The organism is Tychonema sp. LEGE 06208, from assembly GCF_015207505.1.
Lineage (GTDB): Bacteria > Cyanobacteriota > Cyanobacteriia > Cyanobacteriales > Microcoleaceae > Microcoleus.
Genome location: NZ_JADEWT010000027.1, coordinates 1 through 20,586, shown reverse-complemented (window position 1 = coordinate 20,586; position 20,586 = coordinate 1). Strand labels below are relative to the sequence as shown.

Here is a 20,586-nt window from a genome sequence, read left to right as displayed (position 1 = left end):
CGCAAACCAGATAGCGACCGTTTAATCTGCATCGCAGCGGATTTCGATGATAAATCCGTCGGGATCGTAAAAGTAAATGCCGCGTCCTGTAGCGCGCGTGACGGGGCCGCTGTCGATCGCAATTTGATTAGATTTTAGCACTTCGATCGCGCGATCGAACAAATCGCGATCGATATCAAAAGCCAAGTGGTTGGCGCGAGTAAAAGCTTTCTCCGGGTTTGGGTTTGGCGGTTCCAAATCTGGCTGCCAAAATAAGTCAATTACAGTCCCGTCTGGGGTGATGAAATTAGCCACTTTACCCGCTGCTACCATTTCTGTTAAACTTGCGGGAATTTCTGCACCTGTGAGTTCGTGCAAACCGAGAATTGTACCGTAAAAGTAGCGGGAAGCTTTCATGTCCCGCACGTTTAAAGCGATATGGTGAACGCGGCGCAAAGTCCCCGGCGCGAGGGCAATTTTGACGGTGTTTTCGTTAGTTTGCATGGTTGTCAATTGCGAATGTTATAGAAGAAGTCATCATATCGTTTCCGGTTGGATCGTCAGGTGATTTAACCGGCGCTAGAACACAGAGTACACAGAGTCCGAGAATATATATCTGAATCATTCCGATGAAGAGAGGATTTGATATCAGTCATCAGTCATCTTGCCCGAAGAGCGACTTGTGAGCCAGCGTCTTGCCCGAAGAGCGAAGCCGAAGGGAGCCGAAGCAAGTCGAAGGGTGGTCATTTTAGCCGCTCGCGAAGTCGAAGGGTAGTCATTGGTCATTAGTTATTAGCATTTTGTAGATACTGTCTTGATCTGTCAAGGGGTAGCGAGTAAATAGGGCTTGCTGAATAAGCCTAAAACCCTTACATCAAAAGACTTTGGTTCGTTTGGGCGCTGATAATGTTTAAGACTATAGCAATCCTAAATCATTATCTACACTTATTATGATATATAGCTTTTCTTTTCTCTCATATGAGGTACTATTCGGGATAGGCCTCCGTGGCTTCCGTGGGCCTAGGGCATACCTCACTTTTGTGAGAACCGCTATAATTATATGCAATAATTGATTGTGACAATAAAAAGATTAATAACTTACAACTGCCACAGAAAGATATAGAAAAAGAAAGAGCGGCGTTAGAATCTTTCATTAAAAGCGATCGAACTGTCAGAGAACTCAAGCGAGCAATAGCTGTAAGGATGGCTATCAAAGGTAAGCTCTACCATGAAATTAGCAAAATATGGCGTGTAAGTAAAATTTTTATTGGTTATTGGAAAAAACAATTTAAAACCAAAGGCATCGCAGGAATCAGACTAGGGCATAAAGGGTCAAAAGGAGCTTTAACATCTCTACACAAAACTGAAGTAATCGAAGGGCTAAAGAATAAAGAATATTGGGATTTTGATGAGGGAGTTACTTATTTAGAGCGAGAATTTGGTGTCAGCCATAAATCTAAACAGAGCTATTATGAACTTTTATCTCTGGCGAAGATCGTCTGGAAAAAAACTCAGAAAATCCATCCCAAATCTGAACCCGAACTGGTAAAAAAAGAGGGAATAAATTAACAATATTTGAGCCAAAAACAAGTTTGGCATAGAATTTAGAGAAATAATAGTATTTTTTTTTAGATGAATGTCATCTACTTCATGGCGATATTAATGGCTAAGCTTGGGGTCGCTCCTATCTAAGAATTGAAGTCCCAATTACCAATCAAAAAAATAGACAAACTTATTTTGGTGCACGCTCATTATCAAACCCAAAAATTCCATGTTAAAGTTTATAAATCGGGGGATTTAAAATCAACAGTTGAATTCATAAAAAAAAGACTTACCAAATAAATACTCATTGCGGAAAATTATCTTGATTTGGGATATAGCTATTTATCATAGATATGGAGAATTTAGAGATTATTGTTCAGAAGTTAATCGTGAGAAATAACCTGATGATTAGTCCATCACTGGTATTTTATTTGCTCCCAATGCTCCCGAACTGAATCCGGTTGAAGATATTTGGTTACAAGCTAATTTTTTTTTTACGAAAGTATTGGTATTTATGTAAGTCTTTTAAGATAATTAAATTGTTGTTTGAGTTTTTCAAAAAGGAACATAAATTTGATTTCCCCAAAATCTATCAGTACACCTATACCTAGAAAATGATTTAGGATTGCTATAGTAAGTAAGGAGGAATCCAAAAAAAGGGGCAACTCGCGTCGCCCCTCATCTATTTAAGCAACTGCAAAATTACACTTCCACAGCAATCTTTTGTTCCGAAGCTTCGGGTGAATTTGCTTCACTCGGCGGCACAACTTGCCAGAATTTAGGTAAATATTCCGACCAATTTGCGAGAATCTTCGCGGCTTTTTTGCTGCCGGTTCGATCGCGCTGCATCTCAATCAACTCCTTCAATTGCGCCTCCCCAGCAGCCGTAGAAACCCGCTGCATCTTCACAATCTCCCCGTTGACGTGAGCCGGGAAAGTCCCATCTTCATCGAGGAAATAACCCAAACCGCCAGTCATTCCAGCGCCGACGTTGCGGCCGACTTTTCCTAACACGACAATAACGCCGCCAGTCATGTACTCGCAGCAGTGATCGCCGGCACCCTCAATGACTGCTTTCGCCATCGAGTTACGCACCGCAAACCGTTCGCCCGCTTTACCCGCAGCCAACAGAGTTCCCCCCGTTGCGCCGTACAAACAAGTGTTACCGACGATCGCATTTTCCGAAGCATCATACGTCGCACCAGCCGGCGGTGCGATCGCAATTTCGCCACCGTGCATCCCCTTACCAACATAGTCGTTAGCTTGGCCTGACAGCACCAGCGTCATTCCCGGCAAATTGAACGCGCCGAAGCTTTGGCCCGCGCTACCCGTGCAGTTGAGGACGATCTCACCGCTAAAGCCGGTGTCACCGTATTGCTTGGCGATCGCACCTGATAAACGTGCTCCCACAGTGCGATCGGTATTCACCAATTTTACACTCTTGCTAACACTGGTTTGATTGGCGATCGCGCTTTGAATTTCAGCATCCGCGAGCAAATCGTCATCCAACACTGGCCCGTTGGTGTGTACATCGCCGTGAATCAAGAAAGATCGATCGCCCTTAGTATCCGGTAACTTCATCAAACAATCCAAATTAATCGCTTGAGTTTTAGTTAGTTGCACCCCTTCGCGCATTGTCAGCAAATCCGCGCGGCCGATAATATCTGCGATCGACTTATAACCTAATTTCGCCAACAAACTCCGCACTTCTTGTGCTACGAAATAGAAGAAATTAACCACGTGCTCCGGCGTTCCAGGGAACCGTTTCCGCAAATGTTCCTGTTGAGTTGTTACGCCCACGGGACAACTATTCATGTGGCAAACGCGAGCCATAATACAGCCTTCAGCAATCATTGCCACCGTGCCGAAACCGTACTCTTCGCCGCCCATCAAAGCGCCGACAATCACGTCCCAGCCCGTTTTAAAGCCACCGTCAACCCGCAGCAAAACTCGATCGCGCAACTTGTTTTCCATCAACACCCGGTGAACTTCAGTCAAACCGAGTTCCCACGGAGAACCCGCGTGCTTGATCGAACTAAGTGGAGACGCACCGGTACCGCCATCGTGACCGGAAATTTGAATCACATCAGCATTTGCCTTCGCCACACCAGCGGCTACAGTCCCGATGCCGACTTCCGACACCAACTTCACCGAAACTCCAGCTTTTGGATTGATTTGGTGCAAGTCAAAAATTAACTGCGCCAAATCCTCGATCGAATAAATGTCGTGGTGAGGAGGAGGCGAAATCAAAGTGACACCTGGTTTTGATCGGCGTAAATAGGCAATGTACTCGCTCACTTTCGGCCCTGGTAATTGACCGCCTTCACCCGGTTTCGCACCTTGTGCGACTTTAATTTCGATTTGTTGGGCGCTCATCAGGTACTCGGGAGTTACACCGAAACGCCCGGAAGCTACCTGTTTGATTGACGAACAGGCTGTATCGCCGTTTTGCAAACCTTTTAAGTGAGGTAGGGTTTGTGAGAAACCCGCCGCGCTCACATCGTTCAGCACATTGTATCGAATCGGATCTTCGCCACCTTCGCCGGAGTTAGATTTGCCGCCGATGCGGTTCATCGCAATGGCCAGTGTTTCGTGGGCTTCCGGGGACAAAGCGCCGAGGGACATTCCGCCGGTGGCGAAGCGACGGGCAATATCTGCTACAGATTCTACTTCTTCAATGGGAATGGCAGGGCGATCGCTCACAAAATCCAGCAAATCCCGCAAAGCCGTTACCGGGCGGTTTTCTAGCTGTTGCTTGTAAACCTCGTAATGGTCGTAGGCGGTTTCAGGATTTTTGTCACCAATTGGTGTCATTTTTGCTTCGGTGGCAGTTTCCGAATTTTTGTCACCAATTGGTGTCATTTTTGCTTCGGCATTTTTGTCACCAATTGGTGTCATTTTTGCTTCGGTGGCAGTTTCAGGATTTTTGTCACCAATTGGTGTCATTTTTGCTTCGGCATTTTTGTCACCAATTGGTGTCATTTTTGCTTCGGTGGCAGTTTCAGGATTTTTGTCACCAATTGGTGTCATTTTTGCTTCGGCATTTTTGTCACCAATTGGTGTCATTTTTGCTTCGGTGGCAGTTTCAGGATTTTTGTCACCAATTGGTGTCATTTTTGCTTCGGTGGCAGTTTCAGGATTTTTGTCACCAATTGGTGTCATTTTTGAGGCAGCCCCGTTGCCATTACTGTTGGTCTGAGCCTTAAAAGTAGTCACAGCCCTGTGCAAAGCCTTAGCCATTTCCGGGCTGTTCATGTGATATTCGCCGCCCCGGCGGTACTGCACAAAGCCGTAATTTTCCAGCTTTTTCAGAATCAATTCCGGGAAAGCCTGACTGTGGAAAGACATCACCTCGTTAGCCAGTTCCGCCACACTCAAACCGCCGATGCGGGAAACCGTGCCTTTGAAGCCCAAATCGAGCAAATCACCGCCAATGCCGATCGCCTCAAAGATTTGCGCCCCCTGATAGCTAGACAGCAGCGAAATCCCCATTTTCGACAAAATCTTCAGCAAGCCATTTTCCACCGCTGTGCGGTATCTAGCTTGAGCTTCAGTGACGGTAATTTTGGGAACTTTGCCGTGCTGCATCAAGTTTTGAGTTTTGGTGTCAAACCACCAACCGCGCACGCTTTCCAACGCCAAGTAAGGGCAAATAGCCACCGCACCGTAACCCATCAAACAAGCGAAGTGGTGAGTGCTCCAACATTGGGCGGTATCGACAACTAGCGAAGTTTGCATCCGCAGCCCAACGCTAATTAAGTGGTGGTGAACCGCACCAACTGCCAGCAACGGCGGAATATAAGTACATTCAGCACTCACACCCACAGCAGATGCGCCTTTTTCCTTCGATGCTCGATCGCTCAAAATCAGAATTCTCGAACCCTCGCGCACCGCTTCAGCCGCCTCTTGACAAAGTTGCTCCACTGCATTTTTCAAACCTCCGGGCCCTGCAGCGATTTTGTAAAGAGTGGACAATTCTGTCGCGGGGAAAGACTGTTGGTCTTTCAAGAAACACAGTTCAGCGTCGTTGAGTACCGGGGAATCAATTTTTAGCAGCTTGGCATTTTCCGGGATTGTTTGCAATAAATTGCCCCGCAAGCCCACATTCATTGTGAGTGACATCACCATCCCTTCGCGCAGGGGGTCGATCGGCGGATTTGTCACTTGAGCGAACCGCTGTTTGAAATAGTTGTACAGCAACTGAGGCTTTTCTGAGAGTACGGCCAAAGGAGCGTCATCGCCCATGCAGAAAGTCGGTTCCTTCCCAGAACTCGCCATCTCCACAATCACCATATCCAAATCTTCGGCGGTGTAGCCAAAAGCAGTTTGGGTTGCTAAGAGTGTTTGCGGTTCCAGGGTTGCCGTTTCCGCAAAAGGCTGCGGTTCCAAGGTTTCGCGGTTTTGTTTCAGCCATTCGCCGTAGGGGTGGCGCTTAGCAATGCGCTGTTTTAGCTGCCAATTTTTGAGAATTTCGTGGGTTTGCAGGTCAACTGCAATCATTTGTCCTGGCCCCAAACGGCCTTTTTCGACAATATCTGCTTCGGGAATATCGACAACTCCGGCTTCGGAGGCGACAATTACCAAACCGTCTTTAGTAATGCAGTAGCGGGCCGGACGCAAACCGTTGCGATCGAGCGTAGCACCTACTTGTTTGCCGTCGCTGAATACCAGCAAGGCCGGGCCGTCCCAAGGTTCTTGAATGCCGCTGTAATATTCGTAAAAATCTACAATTTCGGGATAGGGAGCCAAATCCGGCTGATTTTTGTAAGCTTCCGGCACCAGAATTGTCAGGGATTCTAGGGGGGTACGGCCGGAGTGCACCAACAATTCCATCACGTTGTCCAAGTTGGCCGAATCGCTACTTTCGGGATTGACGATTGGGTTAAACGTGTCGATATCAGCTTGACTCCAATTCGGGTGAGATAAATTGGCTTGTCGCGCCTTCATCCAGGTAATATTGCCCAAGAGCGTGTTAATTTCGCCGTTGTGTCCCAGCAAGCGCATGGGTTGGGCGAGGTGCCAGCGGGGCATGGTGTTGGTGCTGAAGCGGCGGTGATAGACGGCGAAGGAGCTTTTATAAGCGGGATTTTTCAGGTCTGGGTAAAATTCTGCCAGTACAGCCGATCGCACCATGCCTTTATAGACGATCGTGCGGCAAGAGAAAGAGCAAGTATAAAATTCTCGGCGGGTGAAGTTGGGGCGATTTGATAGGGCGTGTCCGATCGTGCGGCGGGTCAAAAATAACTGCCGATCGAGTTCGTCTCCGGTTAAGTCCGGTGAACTGACAATTACTTGTTCGATTTGAGGCTGATTTTCTAGCGCTTGCGGGCCCAAAACCGAGGGTACAATGGGAACTTTGCGCCATCCCAAAAGTATCAGCCCGCGCTGCATCAAAATTTCCTCAACCACCTGCCGCGCTATAGTCGCTTGAAATTTATCTTGAGACAAAAACAGCATTCCCACGCCGCAGTTTTCCCGTGCGGGAGGCACAATTCCCTGTTCGGCAAACCAAGTATCCAGCAATTCCCAAGGAATCGCGGTCATCAAACCCGCACCGTCGCCGGAATCAGAGTCGGCGCTGCAACCGCCGCGGTGTTCCAGACAAGTTAAGGCTGGCAGAGCTTTTTGAATTAAGGAGTGAGTAGCTGCACCGTTTTGGTTGGCAATAAAACCCACACCGCAGGCATCTCTTTCTTCCACTAACCAGCTTTGGCCGGCGAATGGAGTTCCTCGCTGAGTCTGATGCACGTTTCTGTTTGGATCGATCGTATTACCCATGTTGATTGAAAGTTATTTCGGTGATTGTGTGGTTGATTTGTTTTTATAGCTCGGAGAGAGAATGCTGCCGAGTGGTGGGATCTTAGTAAACCTTAAAACAGCACATAGCAAGCTGATTTGATCAAAATTTACGTCGATGCTGCCTGCACTGAGGACTGAAACCCTGTTTGCCAATTTTAAATTATGTCGCTCGCATCGCCTCGGAGATGTCTCCTAGAATACCCTGCTGTGAAAAAGCAGTGATTCTTTGGGCGATCGCCGCCCTGCATGCAACTACAGACATTGCAGGCAATTCCCTACCGGATAGCTGCGCTAGCGCGGGTTTTTTGGGTGTTTTTTCCCTGAGTCCGCAAGGGTAGCCTTGCAGCGGAATCAGGTAGATAGTAACTTTAGCGTTATTTTGCTGACTGCGCTGTTGAGTTGCTTTCGTCAGCGCCCGCAGACACAAAAGCCACCTGCCCGCTCAGTCGGTAGGTGCAATCTAGCAGCGTGGTTCACAACTGGTGAAATCTGTCTTATTTTGGAGTCAACTTTCAGGTCGCTAACATTAAGTCTATCAAAAAATTGATACAATTTCACCCATCAAAGTCAGAGTTTGCGCGCAAGTCTTGTCAGCGATCGCTCAGAACCTAGGCTAAGATGTCTTGCCGAAAAAGGTTGGCAGTTGTCCATAAATCTAATTTGTATTTTTTTACCCACAAACTTTTGTTACTCATCAATGAAAGCTATTTCCAGGATTTCTGACATCTTGTGGAGTATCTGGTCAAGCCAGCGCCGCCTTTTTGAATCAACAATCTCAATCTCTTTAGGGACGAAAGTTTCAAGAATCCTCCCCTAATTATACCATGCATATTAACTAAGTTATTAAGCTCCTATTCTCTGAATTGATCTCGTCAAATCAGCGTTGTCTAAGTTGTTTTTAATTGCCTGCAACTACATGATAAACAAATATCACATAAAACATTCAAGTCTCGCTTGGAAAATCATTATTTCATAATTTGCTGTCGCAAATATGTTAAGAAAAATGTAATTCAATGAATATCGCGCCAGATAGAGCCACAATATTAGATATTAAATCTAAGAAGCTTCAGGCTTAACAAAAGCAGTAGGAATACGTAGGTATGACTAATATCACAAATCTTTTTCTCGGATATCACATTAATGAGCAAATATACGCAGGAAATCGCACTCTAGTTTATCGTGGCTTTCGGTGTTCCAATGGGCAGCCCGTCGCGATCAAAATGCTGCGAAATGACTTTCCCCGCTTCAATGAACTCGTTCACTTCCGCAACCAGTACATCATTGCTAAAAACTTAGAGATTCCTGGCAGTGTTAAGGCATATAGTCTGGAGACTTACCATAACCACTATGCTCTGGTGATGGAAGACTTTGGGGGAATTTCCTTAAGTAGCTACCTCGCTAGTCTAGCAGCAGCTAGCAAGGAACCTGTAGAAGGCTTACCCGTTAACGAGTTTCTTCCGATTGCGATTCAAATTGCCAACTCGCTTGATGGACTTTATCGCCACCACGTCATCCATAAAGACCTCAAACCCGCCAACATTCTAATTAACCCCACCAGCAAAGAAATCAAGCTGATTGACTTCAGCATCGCCTCACTGCTACCTCGCGAAACCCAAGAAATTCACAATCCCAACGTCCTCGAAGGCACTTTACCCTACATATCTCCAGAACAAACTGGGCGGATGAATCGGGGCATTGATTACCGCACAGATTTCTACTCGCTAGGAGTCACATTCTACGAATTACTAACAGGAAAGTTACCATTCCAAACAGACGATCCAATGGATTTGGTACACTGTCACCTTGCCAAGCAGCCTATCCCAGCCTCAATAGTCAACCAGAACGTTCCATTGGTGCTGTCTGAGATTGTTAGCAAACTGATGGCGAAGAATGCTGAAGCTCGCTATCAAAGTGCGATCGGACTAAAGTACGATTTGGAAACTTGTTTATCTCAGTGGCAAGAGACAGGGGAGCTGACTAACTTTAGTATAGGGCAACGAGATTTGTGCGATCGCTTCATCATCCCCGAAAAATTATATGGTAGAGAAAGCGAAGTATTCTCCCTGCTATCCGCCTTCGAGCGCGTGAGCGGCGGCAGCACCGAAATGATCCTGGTTGCCGGTTTCTCCGGCATTGGCAAAACCGCCGTCGTCAACGAAGTGCACAAACCAATTGTCAGACAACGAGGCTACTTTATAAAAGGTAAATTCGACCAATTCCAACGCACCCTACCCTTTAGTGCATTTGTCCAAGCTTTTCGCGATTTAATGGGACAAATGCTATCGGAAACAGATGCTAAAGTTGAACAATGGAAATCGGAGATTTTGGCAGCTTTGGGCGATAGCGCTCAGGTAATCGTTGAAGTAATTCCCGAACTAGAACGGATTATCGGACAACAAGCGCCAGTCCCCGAACTTTCTGGCAGTGCCGGTCAAAATCGCTTTAATTTGTTGTTTGAAAAATTCATTCAATTATTCACAACAAAAGAACATCCTTTAGTGATTTTCTTGGACGATTTGCAATGGGCAGACTCAGCATCGTTAAAATTAATTCAACTGCTGATGAGTGCTACCGAGCACCGCTATCTCTTATTAATAGGAGCTTATCGCGATAACGAAGTATTTCCAGCGCATCCATTGATGCTGACGTTAGCAGATATTCAAAAAACTGAAGCCAAGGTGAATACTATTACCTTAGCTCCCCTCGATCGAGCCGACGTAAATTGTTTAGTTGCCGATACTCTAGCTTGTTCTACAGCGTTGGCTCTGCCTTTGACAGAACTCGTTTATCAGAAAACTCTAGGCAATCCATTCTTCAGCACACAATTCCTCAAATCTTTGCATGAAGATGGGCTAATTGAATTTAATTTTGCAGCTCGGTATTGGCAGTGCGATATTGCCATAGTGCGAACCTTGGCACTAACAGATGATGTAGTAGAATTCATGGCACTTCAGTTGCGAAAGTTGCCAACCAGGACACAGTTCGTTTTAAAGTTAGCTGCTTGTATTGGCAATCAGTTCGATTTGGCGACCTTAGCAATTGTTGATGAAAATTCGCCAGTAGAAACCGCAACAGCTCTATGGAAGGCACTACAAGAAGGACTAATTTTACCTGTTAGCGAGGTTTACAAGTTTTATCAAGCAGAGGGGAATAGCGAATTAGTAATCGGGAACGGGAAGGAATTTGACCAATTATCAATTACCCACGACCAATTACCCAAATACAAGTTTTTACACGATCGCGTTCAACAAGCAGCCTATTCCCTGATTCCCGATGACCAAAAGCGATCGACTCACTTAAAAATCGGTCAACTGTTATTAAACAATACGCCAGAAGTTGAACAAGAAGAAAGAATATTTGATATTGTCAACCACTTAAATGTGGGATTTGAGCTAATTACCCAAGAGGCAGAACGGGAGCAATTAGCACGATTGAATCTGGTCGCTGGAAAGAAAGCTAAAGCTGCTACTGCCTATTCGGGTGCGGTTGAATACTTCAAAATTGGTAGGGAATTACTGAGAGCAAATAGCTGGCACAATCAATACGAACTGACATTATTACTGTACTCAGAAGGAGCAGAAGCAGCTTTTTTGAGCGGTCATATTGAAGGAATGCAGAAACTCGTCGATCTAGTCCAAGATCGCGCTACCTCGCTGCTGGACAAAATTAAAGTGTATGAAGTCCAGATGCAAGCTTACATGGGGCAGAACAGGCTGTTAGAAGCAGTTAATACGGGGCTACAAGTTCTAAAGCTGTTGGGGGTGGAGTTTCCGCAACAGCCAACTCCGTCAGACATTGGACAAGCACTCTCCGACACTGCGGCAATGGTGAAGGATTGGCGAATTGAGGATTTAATTGACCTGCCTCAAATGTCCGAGCCCTATAAATTAGCAGCCATGAGACTTTTATCAAGTATCTTTGCTGCTGCATACATTGCTGCGCCAGAACTGCTGCCTTTGACGGTATGCAAACAAGTAAATTTATCCGTCCAATATGGTAATGCTTCCGTATCTCCCTTTGCTTATGCCAATTATGGTCTTCTGCTTTGCGGAGTTGTGGGAGATATTGATTCAGGTTATCAGTTCGGTCAATTGGCTTTAAATCTTGTGTCAAAGTTAAATGCTCAAGAAATCAAAGCCAAGACAGTTGTCATAGTAAATGTATTGATCCGGCATTGGAAAGAGCATCTGAGAGAAACCTTAGAACCTTTGGTGTCAGCTTACTCTACCGGAATGGAGACGGGAGATTTAGAATATGGGAGCTATGGTCTATTAGCGTCTTCCTATTTTGCTTACTTTAGCGGCAAAGAATTGGCTGTCGTTGAAAGAGAGATAGCAAGAAATAAAGATGCTATTCATAAAATCAAGCAAGAAACAGCCCTTAATTATCTAGAAATCTATTGGCAGGCTACCTTAAATATGCTCGGTAAAAGTGAAAATCCCTGTCTTCTAAAGGGTGAAGTCTGGGATGAGCAGATCGGGTTGCCACTCCACCAGCAAGCGAAGGACAAAGTGGGAGTTGCCTACATATATTGGAACAAACTTTTACTGAGTTACTGGTTTGAAAATTACTCAGAAGCGATTGAGAATACTGCTATAGCAGAGAAGTATTTAGACGTACTGGTAGGATTGCCCTTTGTTCCTCTGTTCTATTTTTACGATTCTTTAGTGCAGTTGGCAGTATATGCCGATGCTTCACAGTCAGAGCAACAGGGCATTCTCGACAGAGTACAAGCTAATCAAGAAAAAATGCAAAAATGGGCGCATCATGCCCCAATGAATTATCTGCACAAATTCTATCTAGTGGAGGCAGAACGGCATCGGGTTTTAGGTGAAAAAATCGCAGCAATTGAGATGTATGACAAGGCGATCGCCCTTGCCCAAGAAAACGAGTACATCAACGAAGAAGCACTAGCTAACGAACTCGCAGCTAAATTCTACTTGGAATGGGGGAAAGAAAAACTCGCAAAACCCTATTTAATTGATGCTTACTATGCCTATGCAAAGTGGGGAGCCAAAGCAAAGATTGATTATCTAGAACAGCGCTATCCCCAATTGCTTGCTCCGATCCTGCAACAGGAGCGAAGTCGCCAGTATCCAAGCGAAACAATTCATACATCCAGCAATAGTGAATCATCCCTATCTAACACGAATAAAACACTTATCGGTAGCACGAGCAGTTGGGGGTTAGTAGATTTGCCGACAGTTATCAAGGCTTCTCAAGCTCTATCTAGCGAAATTCAACTCGATCAATTGCTCACTACCCTGATGCAAGTGGTGGTGAAGAATGCCGGAGCACAAACCGGAGCATTAATTTTGAATGAAGAGGGAAACTGGAAGATAAACGTCCACTGCACAAACCGTCAAGACTGCCTTCTGCAATCTATTCCGGTTGAGGAGAGCGAAGTAATTCCTCTAACCCTAATCAACTACGTTAAACGTACAAAAGAAACCCTAGTTTTCGATAATGGTAGCACTCAACCAAGATTTGCATCTGACCCCCATATTATCCAACAGCAATCTAAGAGTATCCTCTGCACTCCCATCCTTTATCAAGGTAAGATGATGGGGATTTTGTATCTAGAAAATAATCTAGCAACAGGAGTATTCACGCGCGATCGCGTCACCCTCCTCAACATCCTCTGCTCCCAAGCTGCAATTTCCTTACAGAACGCCCAATTGTATCAGCAATCCCAGGAATATGCCCAAAAACTAGAGCTTTATCTTCACGATCTCAAACAGATGCAACTGCAATTGGTGCAGGGTGAGAAGATGTCTGCTCTCGGAAATTTAGTCGCAGGGGTAGCCCACGAAATTAACAATCCCGTAGGCTTTATCGCCGGCAATTTGCAACCCGCCCAAGAATACGTGGGGGATTTATTCAATTTGATTGATTTGTATCAAGAAAAATTTCCGGCTCCGGGAGTGGAAATTGAAGCAGAAATTGAGGAGATGGACTTGGAGTATTTGCGAGAAGATTTGCCGAAATTGATTAGCTCAATGAATGAGGGAGTCGATCGCATTCGTAATATCAGTACGAGTTTGAGAACGTTTTCGAGGGCGGATAGCGATCGCCCGGTTCCTTTCAACATTCACGACGGACTCGACAGCACTCTCTTGATTCTTAAGCACCGTTTAAAAGCGAGCGAGTTCCGCCCGGCTATTGAAGTTGTGAAAGAGTATGGTAACTTGCCCCTAGTAAAATGCTTTCCCGGACAGTTGAACCAGGTATTTATGAATGTGCTGGCCAATGCCATTGATGCTCTGGAGGAGTCAAATAAGGGGCGCAGTTTTAATGAAATTAAAGCCTTACCTAATCAAATGACGGTTCAAACTGTTCTGAGCGAAGATAAAAATCAGGTTTTGATTCGGATTAAGGATAATGGAGTGGGGATGTCAAAGGAAGTCAAGGAAAACATCTTTAACCATTTATTTACAACTAAGGCTGTGGGTCAAGGAACTGGATTGGGATTGTCGATCGCCCACCAAATTGTTGTGGAAAAACATGGAGGTATATTACTCGTTAATTCCTCATTGGGGCAGGGTTCGGAGTTTGTGATTTCTATTCCGGTATGAGCAGTTCGTGCTAGAGTTTAACGCAATTAGCGCCGTTTAGTAAGAAGAAACATAGGGATATTCCGGGTTTCTAGATACCTATAGCAATCTTAAATGAGTCTTAAACTTTTTACCCCACCCCACCCCTTGCTAAGGAGAGGGAGTAAGAAATTCACAAATGATTTAGGATTGCTATATTCGTTTAGGATTTAAATTGTGAGTTGTAAGTTGTGATATGAATTCCGGTTGCACTCTTTATGATGTTAACGGTTAACAGTCAACAGTCAACAGTCAACAGTCAACAGTGAATTTACTATTCCGATGAAGAGAGGATTTGATATGAAATGTAATTTGTCTTATGGGCGTTCAATATTGTCAGTCTCGATATTACCTGTACTGGCGATCGCCCAGTCTTTGCTTTGGAATCAACCCGGAAGAGCGCAAGAGGCTTCGAGTGGGAGAACTTCTAATTTTTCCTCCAATCCATTACAAAATTTATTGCCCTCTTCCTTCTTCCTGAATCGTGAATTCACGGAGGTCAATTTGACTCAATCTATACCGCCAGTTGCCAGAATTAAACAAGGCCGCCAAGTGTCTCTCAACGGCCGGATTCTGCCCTTAGCTTGGACTGTGCAGCCAACAAACAGCACTTCGGCAAATTTCCGAACTTGGATTGCTGATGTGGGCTTGATGCAGAGTGCGGGAGTGGATTTGCTCAACACCGCCGACAGTACCAAACAACCGGTGCAGTGGTTTTCGGTATCTTTCACCGATGCTAAAAGTTTGACAGCCAGGGCAACAGGCCCGTATCGTTACTTAGATGTTACAGATTTGGCTAAACTTGCAGGCTGGCAGATATCTGCAGAGGGCAATGTTCTAAAAATTACTTCTCCAACTGCGAATATTACCGGCATTCGGCAAGCAGCGAGAGAATGGGGCGATCGCACAGCGATCGATCTCGATCGCCCCGCCCCGTGGCAAGTCAACTTCGTCGATACACCGAGCCCGTCCCCAACAACCCCACCGCGAGACACTCCCGACGACCCCACAAAGCCCGCTATACCGCAGCAGACCGCGCCCCCAGCCCGAAACCTCGAAACACCAGACGACCCGACTAAACCCGCGCTCTCGCAGCCGCTAGCGCCCTCTGCACCGATCGCTACTCAAGAATGGTCGATCGCGATCGATGCCAAGATCGATCGCACTTTGATCGATCGCGCTTTTGCAACCAGCAAACAAGTGCGATCGTTAAAAATCGAACCTGCGGGGAATCAAACCAAAGTCAAGGTACAAATTCCATTAGGTTGGCGGCCGCAAGTTTTCAGTTTAGGAAATCCCAATCGATTAGTTATCGACATTCGCCCGGATTCCCTAGTAGAAAAAAACATTCTTTGGGCTCCGGGCGTGCGGTGGCGGCAGCAATATCAAAATTTAGGAACCGCTCGTTTTCCCGTAGTTGGGTTAGAAATTAATCCCCGCCAATCCGGTGTCAAAATTAGACCGCTTTTGAGCAATCCGCCGACAGATCTAGGTACTGCACCTCTATTGCAAACAGCAGAACTTTCGGGAACTGCGGCTGCAATTAATGCCGGATTTTTCAATCGGATCAATCGATTAGCTTTAGGCGCGATTCGGCGGGAAAATAAATGGCTTTCCGGGCCAATTTTGAATCGGGGGGCGATCGCTTGGAACGATCGGGGCGAATTTGCGATCGATCGTTTGACTTTGCAAGAAACTTTGATAACTCCTGCAAATCAACGTTTGTCTGTTTCACAGTTAAATAGTGCCTACGTGACATCAGGAATCGGTCGCTACAATCTTGATTGGGGAAAAACTTATACTCCGTTTTCTGATAATGAAATAGTTGTGACAGTGGCGGGCGATAGAGTTGTCAGCCAATCTCCCGGAGGCACCCAGGGAACAACAAATTTCCCGATTCCAGCAAACGGTTATGTTTTGGCTTGGCGTTCCAATTTTTCCCCTGCTTCTCAATTAACTGCTGGTACTTTATTGCGTTTGGAAACTAACACAATTCCGGCAGATTTTAACCGTTTTCCTTACATTCTAGGCGGCGGGCCGGTGTTGGTAAAAAACAGTCGAGTTGTTTTGGATGCTAAGGCGGAAGGGTTTAGCGATGCCTATGTTCGACAGACGGCGATTCGGAGTGCGATCGGGCGAACTGCTGCGGGGAATTTGCTGATTGTAGCGGTGCACAATCGCGCGGGCGGGGCGGGCCCAAATTTTGCGGAACTGGCGCAGATATTGCAGCAAATGGGTGCTGTGGAGGCTTTAAATTTGGATGGGGGAAGTTCGACGAGTTTGTATTTGGGAGGGAGTTTGCTCGATCGCCCGCCGTCTACTGCTGCGAGAGTCCATAATGCGATCGGTATTTTCATTCAACCATAAATTGACTGATATTGTAGGGGAGGGTTAACCCTAATTTAGGCAGCTTAATGACAATCTAAATAAACCCGCCCTTCTAGGAAAAATCTCCCCAAAATTTGGAATTTATCGGCGATCGTGTGGGGTAAAGGTAGGTCAAGAAATATCAGGTTAGATCGTGTCCGGTAGATTACCATAACAAACATGGTTAGTAGTGCGGACTGAAGTCCGATCGATTAACCTGCGCGTGCGTGCGGTTAATCGATCGGACACGATCGAAAAAAAAACAGCAGTCCAGACTGCAAACCTGGTTCGATCGCTATACTAGATTTTTGAGGCACTAAGTATAAAAGCCCGAATCACCCACTCCCTTACTTCCTCCGAGTTCCGATCGGCTGACAAAGGTTTAAAATCAATACAGTCCTCTGCTGCCTTGCTTTCAGCAAGATTTAAGCATAATTACCCTGCAACCTCAGAATAATCCTTGTGCCAGATAATTCCCAGAACCGCCCAGAGCTGGATCTGAAGACCATATTTCCATTCGAGCTAGATAACTTTCAGAGAGAGGCGATCGCCGCCCTCGATGCAGGTAAATCCGTTGTGGTGTGCGCTCCCACAGGCTCGGGGAAAACGTTAATCGGCGAATACGCCATCCATCAAGCACTTTTCCGGGGGCGGCGCGTGTTCTACACCACTCCCCTAAAAGCTCTCTCCAACCAAAAGCTGCGCGACTTCCGCAGGCAATTTGGAGACGACAGCGTAGGTTTGCTCACGGGCGACATCTCCGTCAATCGAGATGCGCCGATTTTGGTGATGACTACGGAAATATTTCGGAATATGCTCTACGGTACGCCGATCGGAGCAGTCGGCGCTTCCCTCACCGGAGTCGAAACCGTAGTGCTCGACGAATGTCACTACATGAACGATCGCCAGCGCGGTACAGTCTGGGAAGAATCGATCATTTACTGTTCCGGCGAAATTCAACTGCTCGCCCTCTCAGCCACCGTCGCCAATAGCGACCAACTCACAGACTGGATTAACAAAGTTCACGGGCCCACAGAGCTAGTCTACTCAGACTTTCGACCAGTACCCCTGCAATTCCACTTTGCCAATCAAAAAGGCATATTTCCCCTGCTAGACGAAACCGGCAAAAGAGCTAATCCGCGGTTAGTCCCCAAAAAGAAGCAGCAAAAAGCAGAAAGAGGCAGCATTCCCACTCCCAGTTTGACCGATGTTTTGTGCCGGTTGGACGATCGAGATATGCTACCAGCAATCTACTTCATCTTCAGCCGTCGCGGGTGCGACCAAGCAGTCGCAGAAGTCGGAAATTTATCCCTGGTTAACGAAGCCGAAACAGCCGAACTCAAACGCATCATTGACGATTTTTTACAGCGAAACCCAGAAGCAGAACGCTTCGGTCAAAAAGAAGCACTTTTAAAAGGCATCGCAGCCCACCACGCAGGCATTTTACCCGCTTGGAAAGGCTTAGTAGAAGAACTCTTTGGCAGAGGTTTGATTAAAGTCGTATTTGCCACCGAAACCCTCGCAGCCGGCATTAATATGCCCGCCCGCACCACAGTCATTTCCACCTTGTCCAAGCGCACCGACAAGGGACACCGACTGCTAAACGCTTCAGAATTCCTGCAAATGGCCGGTCGGGCCGGTCGCCGCGGGATGGACGAACTGGGGCACGTTGTCGCAGTTCAGACGCGCTTTGAAGGTGCAAAAGAAGCCTCTTATTTGGCAACAGCCAAAGCCGACCCCCTCGCCAGTCAGTTTACGCCCAGCTACGGCATGGTGCTGAATTTGCTGCAAACTCACACGATCGATGAAGCTCAAGAGTTAGTAGAGCGCAGTTTCGGTCAATACCTGTCTACCTTGTACTTGCAGCCGCAGCAAGCAGAATTAGACCGACTGGAAACAGAATTAGTGGCGATCGACAAATCCCTGGCGGCCGGAGGTAATGTCTCTTACCTAGAAAAACAACTCGCCGATTACGAAAAATTGCAGGGAAGACTCAAAGAAGACAAACGTTTGCTCAAAATTTTATTGCAGCAAGCAGAAGAAGCGCGCATTAAGGAGATGTCCGTAGCCGTGTCTTTTGCAGTGCTCGGCACGGTTCTGAGTCTCAAAGGCAAGCACGTTCCGACAGCCAAACGATCGCACGCAACCCCCGTACCCGCCATCTTAGTTGCCAAAATCGCAGGTTCGGGCCAAGCACCAAACTTGGTGTGCTTGGGTAAAGACAACCGCTGGTACATCGTCGCCATTAGCGATGTCGCCACCCTCCACGCCCAACTACCTCGCTTGACTGTCGCAGATACCTTGACCCCCCCGGCAGAACTGACTCTGAGACTCGGCCAGTGTCGCTTGGGAACCGAAGAAACCGTGGCAATTGCCCGATCGATCCCAGAATTGCCCGCACCGGAACCGAGCCCAGAGGCGATCGAGCAACTGCAGAAAATCGCAGCCCTAGAAGATCGACTAGAAATTCACCCAGTTCTAGAATGGGGGAATCCCGGTACTTTGCTCAAACGCCAGCGCCGCCGGGAAGAATTGAAAAAAGAAATCCGCAAAAGCGAACAAGACTTAGAAAAGCAGCGAGCTCGCTATTGGGAGCAATTTCTCAACTTAATTGACATCTTGCTAAACTTCGGCTGTTTGGAAAGAGTAATTTCGGCAGATGGAAACCGAGACGACTCCTCCGACAGATTAGTACCCACAGTTTTGGGCCAAGCCTGTGCCGCCATTCGCGGCGATAACGAACTGTGGCTGGGTTTGTCCCTGATGTCTTCAGAGTTTGACGAACTCGACCCCCACCACCTCGCTGCTGCTTGCGCGGCCTTGGTTACAGAAGTTTCCAGGCCCGACAGTTGGACTCATTACTCGCTGTCGCCGGAAGTTTTGGCACCTTTGGACAATCTGCAAAAAGGCCTGCGCCGCCGGTTGTTTCAAGTGCAGTACCGCCACGAAGCTGCGATCCCGATTTGGCTGGAACGGGATTTAGTGACTTTGGTGGAACAGTGGGCTCTGGGTGTGGAATGGCTGGAACTGATTAGTCATACGAGTTTGGATGAAGGAGATGTGGTGCGAATTTTGCGCCGGACTTTGGATTTCTTGTCTCAGATTCCTCATGTTCCTCACGTTTCGGATTCTTTGCGGAGGAATGCTTGTCGGGCGATGCAGTTGATCGATCGATTCCCGGTAAATGAAACTGCAATTCAGTAATAAAGGTTCGAGCGTGAGGACTTTAGTCCGCATTCATACCGCTGGATTCCCGGTAAATGAAACTGCAATTCAGTAGTGAAGGTTCGATCGCACCCAATCTGAGTATCGGATAAAATTTGCGATCGAATGCGCTCTCATCCTCAGCGGGCGATCGTCTATTTTCGCGATCGCACGTTGCACGACAGAAGAAAAAATTGTATGGTGCGGATCGATCGATCTAAATTGTTATTGAAATTTTATTAAGCGGTGTGGTGGGTAATTCTCGTGTCAATGCAACAGCTCAAAAAAACCGATCAAACGCCTGAAAATAGCTCTCAGGCTCAAAAGAATCGCCTTTTCACCTTCTTGCAAAGAGTCTTGATTGGAACCCTAGCGAGTACATTACTAAATACATTCATTCTATTTCCCTCACCCAGTTTCGCCGAAGTAGTTCTGGGCGTTGTTCGCAGTTCCGAAAATTCTCCTGACTGGGTGAAAATTACCACGCGCCTCTGGGAAAGCGGCATTGCTTACAAACCAATTAATCTCGAAGAAATCAAAAGTACGGCGGATTTAGCAGGCGTTAACGTCCTGTTTTTGCCCAACATAGAAACTTTGACCCCGGCGCAAATTAAAGTTTTAGAAGCTTGGGCATCCCAGGGAGGCCGTTTGATTGCTTCTGGCCCTGTAGGGCGCAGTTCCCCGGCTTTGGTGCGCCAATCTTTACGATCGCTCCTTGGGGCCTATTGGGCTTTTCCGTTAACCCAGCGGGCGGTACCAGAACCGCGCGCGCGCTGTCGGGATATCGCCTGCAATACTTCTAGCAATTGGATGCCGGCCCAACAACAAAACGCCTCAGTTCTAGGCGGTGTCCTGATTCCCGCCGACGCCAACAGTCAAACAGTCGCGACTTGGAAAAATAGTTCCGGTTCCTCGGCGGCGATCGCCACCGATCGCGCTACCTATCTCGGTTGGCGCTGGGGTACCGACGGTTCGTCAAATTTAGACAAAGCTTGGCTGCAGGCCTCGATCGCCCGCTGGGGAGGCACAACCAGTTCCGCCCCAACAGCGCCAACAGCCGCTGCCCTCCCACTTCCTTCTCCCCCCCCTGTCTCTTATACAA

7 protein-coding genes and 1 pseudogene are annotated in these 20,586 nt (G+C 46.9%); 5 read left to right on the top strand and 3 right to left on the bottom strand.

Going from position 1 to position 20,586, the window contains the following annotated elements:
• Positions 1-21 precede the first annotated feature (21 nt).
• Positions 22-483: a VOC family protein gene (locus IQ263_RS09750; RefSeq protein ID WP_194067243.1), complete on the bottom strand. Its 462-nt coding sequence runs from the start codon at positions 481-483 to the stop codon at positions 22-24.
• Between the two features lie 561 nt (positions 484-1,044).
• Between IQ263_RS09750 and IQ263_RS09745 the strand changes: the two genes are divergently transcribed.
• On the top strand, positions 1,045-1,548 hold the full coding sequence (locus IQ263_RS09745; protein WP_339384829.1) for a helix-turn-helix domain-containing protein: 504 nt from the start codon (positions 1,045-1,047) through the stop codon (positions 1,546-1,548).
• Positions 1,549-2,223: 675 nt separating this feature from the next.
• On the opposite strand, the gene IQ263_RS28390 is transcribed toward IQ263_RS09745, so the two are convergent.
• On the bottom strand, positions 2,224-7,299 hold the full coding sequence (locus IQ263_RS28390) for a glutamate synthase-related protein (protein WP_228049929.1): 5,076 nt from the start codon (positions 7,297-7,299) through the stop codon (positions 2,224-2,226).
• A 181-nt stretch (positions 7,300-7,480) separates the two neighbouring features.
• Positions 7,481-7,747, bottom strand: a complete 267-nt coding sequence (locus tag IQ263_RS09730; protein ID WP_194067242.1) for a hypothetical protein — start codon at positions 7,745-7,747, stop codon at positions 7,481-7,483.
• A 673-nt stretch (positions 7,748-8,420) separates the two neighbouring features.
• Between IQ263_RS09730 and IQ263_RS09725 the strand changes: the two genes are divergently transcribed.
• The 4 genes and pseudogenes from IQ263_RS09725 to IQ263_RS09710 all read left to right on the top strand — a co-directional run.
• Positions 8,421-13,895 (top strand): trifunctional serine/threonine-protein kinase/ATP-binding protein/sensor histidine kinase, encoded by a 5,475-nt coding sequence (locus IQ263_RS09725; protein ID WP_194067241.1) that lies wholly within the window; start codon positions 8,421-8,423, stop codon positions 13,893-13,895.
• A gap of 318 nt (positions 13,896-14,213) precedes the next feature.
• On the top strand, positions 14,214-16,280 hold the full coding sequence (locus IQ263_RS09720) for a phosphodiester glycosidase family protein (RefSeq protein WP_194067240.1): 2,067 nt from the start codon (positions 14,214-14,216) through the stop codon (positions 16,278-16,280).
• A gap of 462 nt (positions 16,281-16,742) precedes the next feature.
• Positions 16,743-19,484 carry a DEAD/DEAH box helicase gene (locus IQ263_RS09715; protein ID WP_194067239.1) on the top strand — a complete coding sequence of 914 codons (2,742 nt, stop codon included), beginning with the start codon at positions 16,743-16,745 and terminating at the stop codon, positions 19,482-19,484.
• Positions 19,485-19,754: 270 nt separating this feature from the next.
• Positions 19,755-20,586: pseudogene (locus IQ263_RS09710) on the top strand (hypothetical protein); the annotation flags it as partial.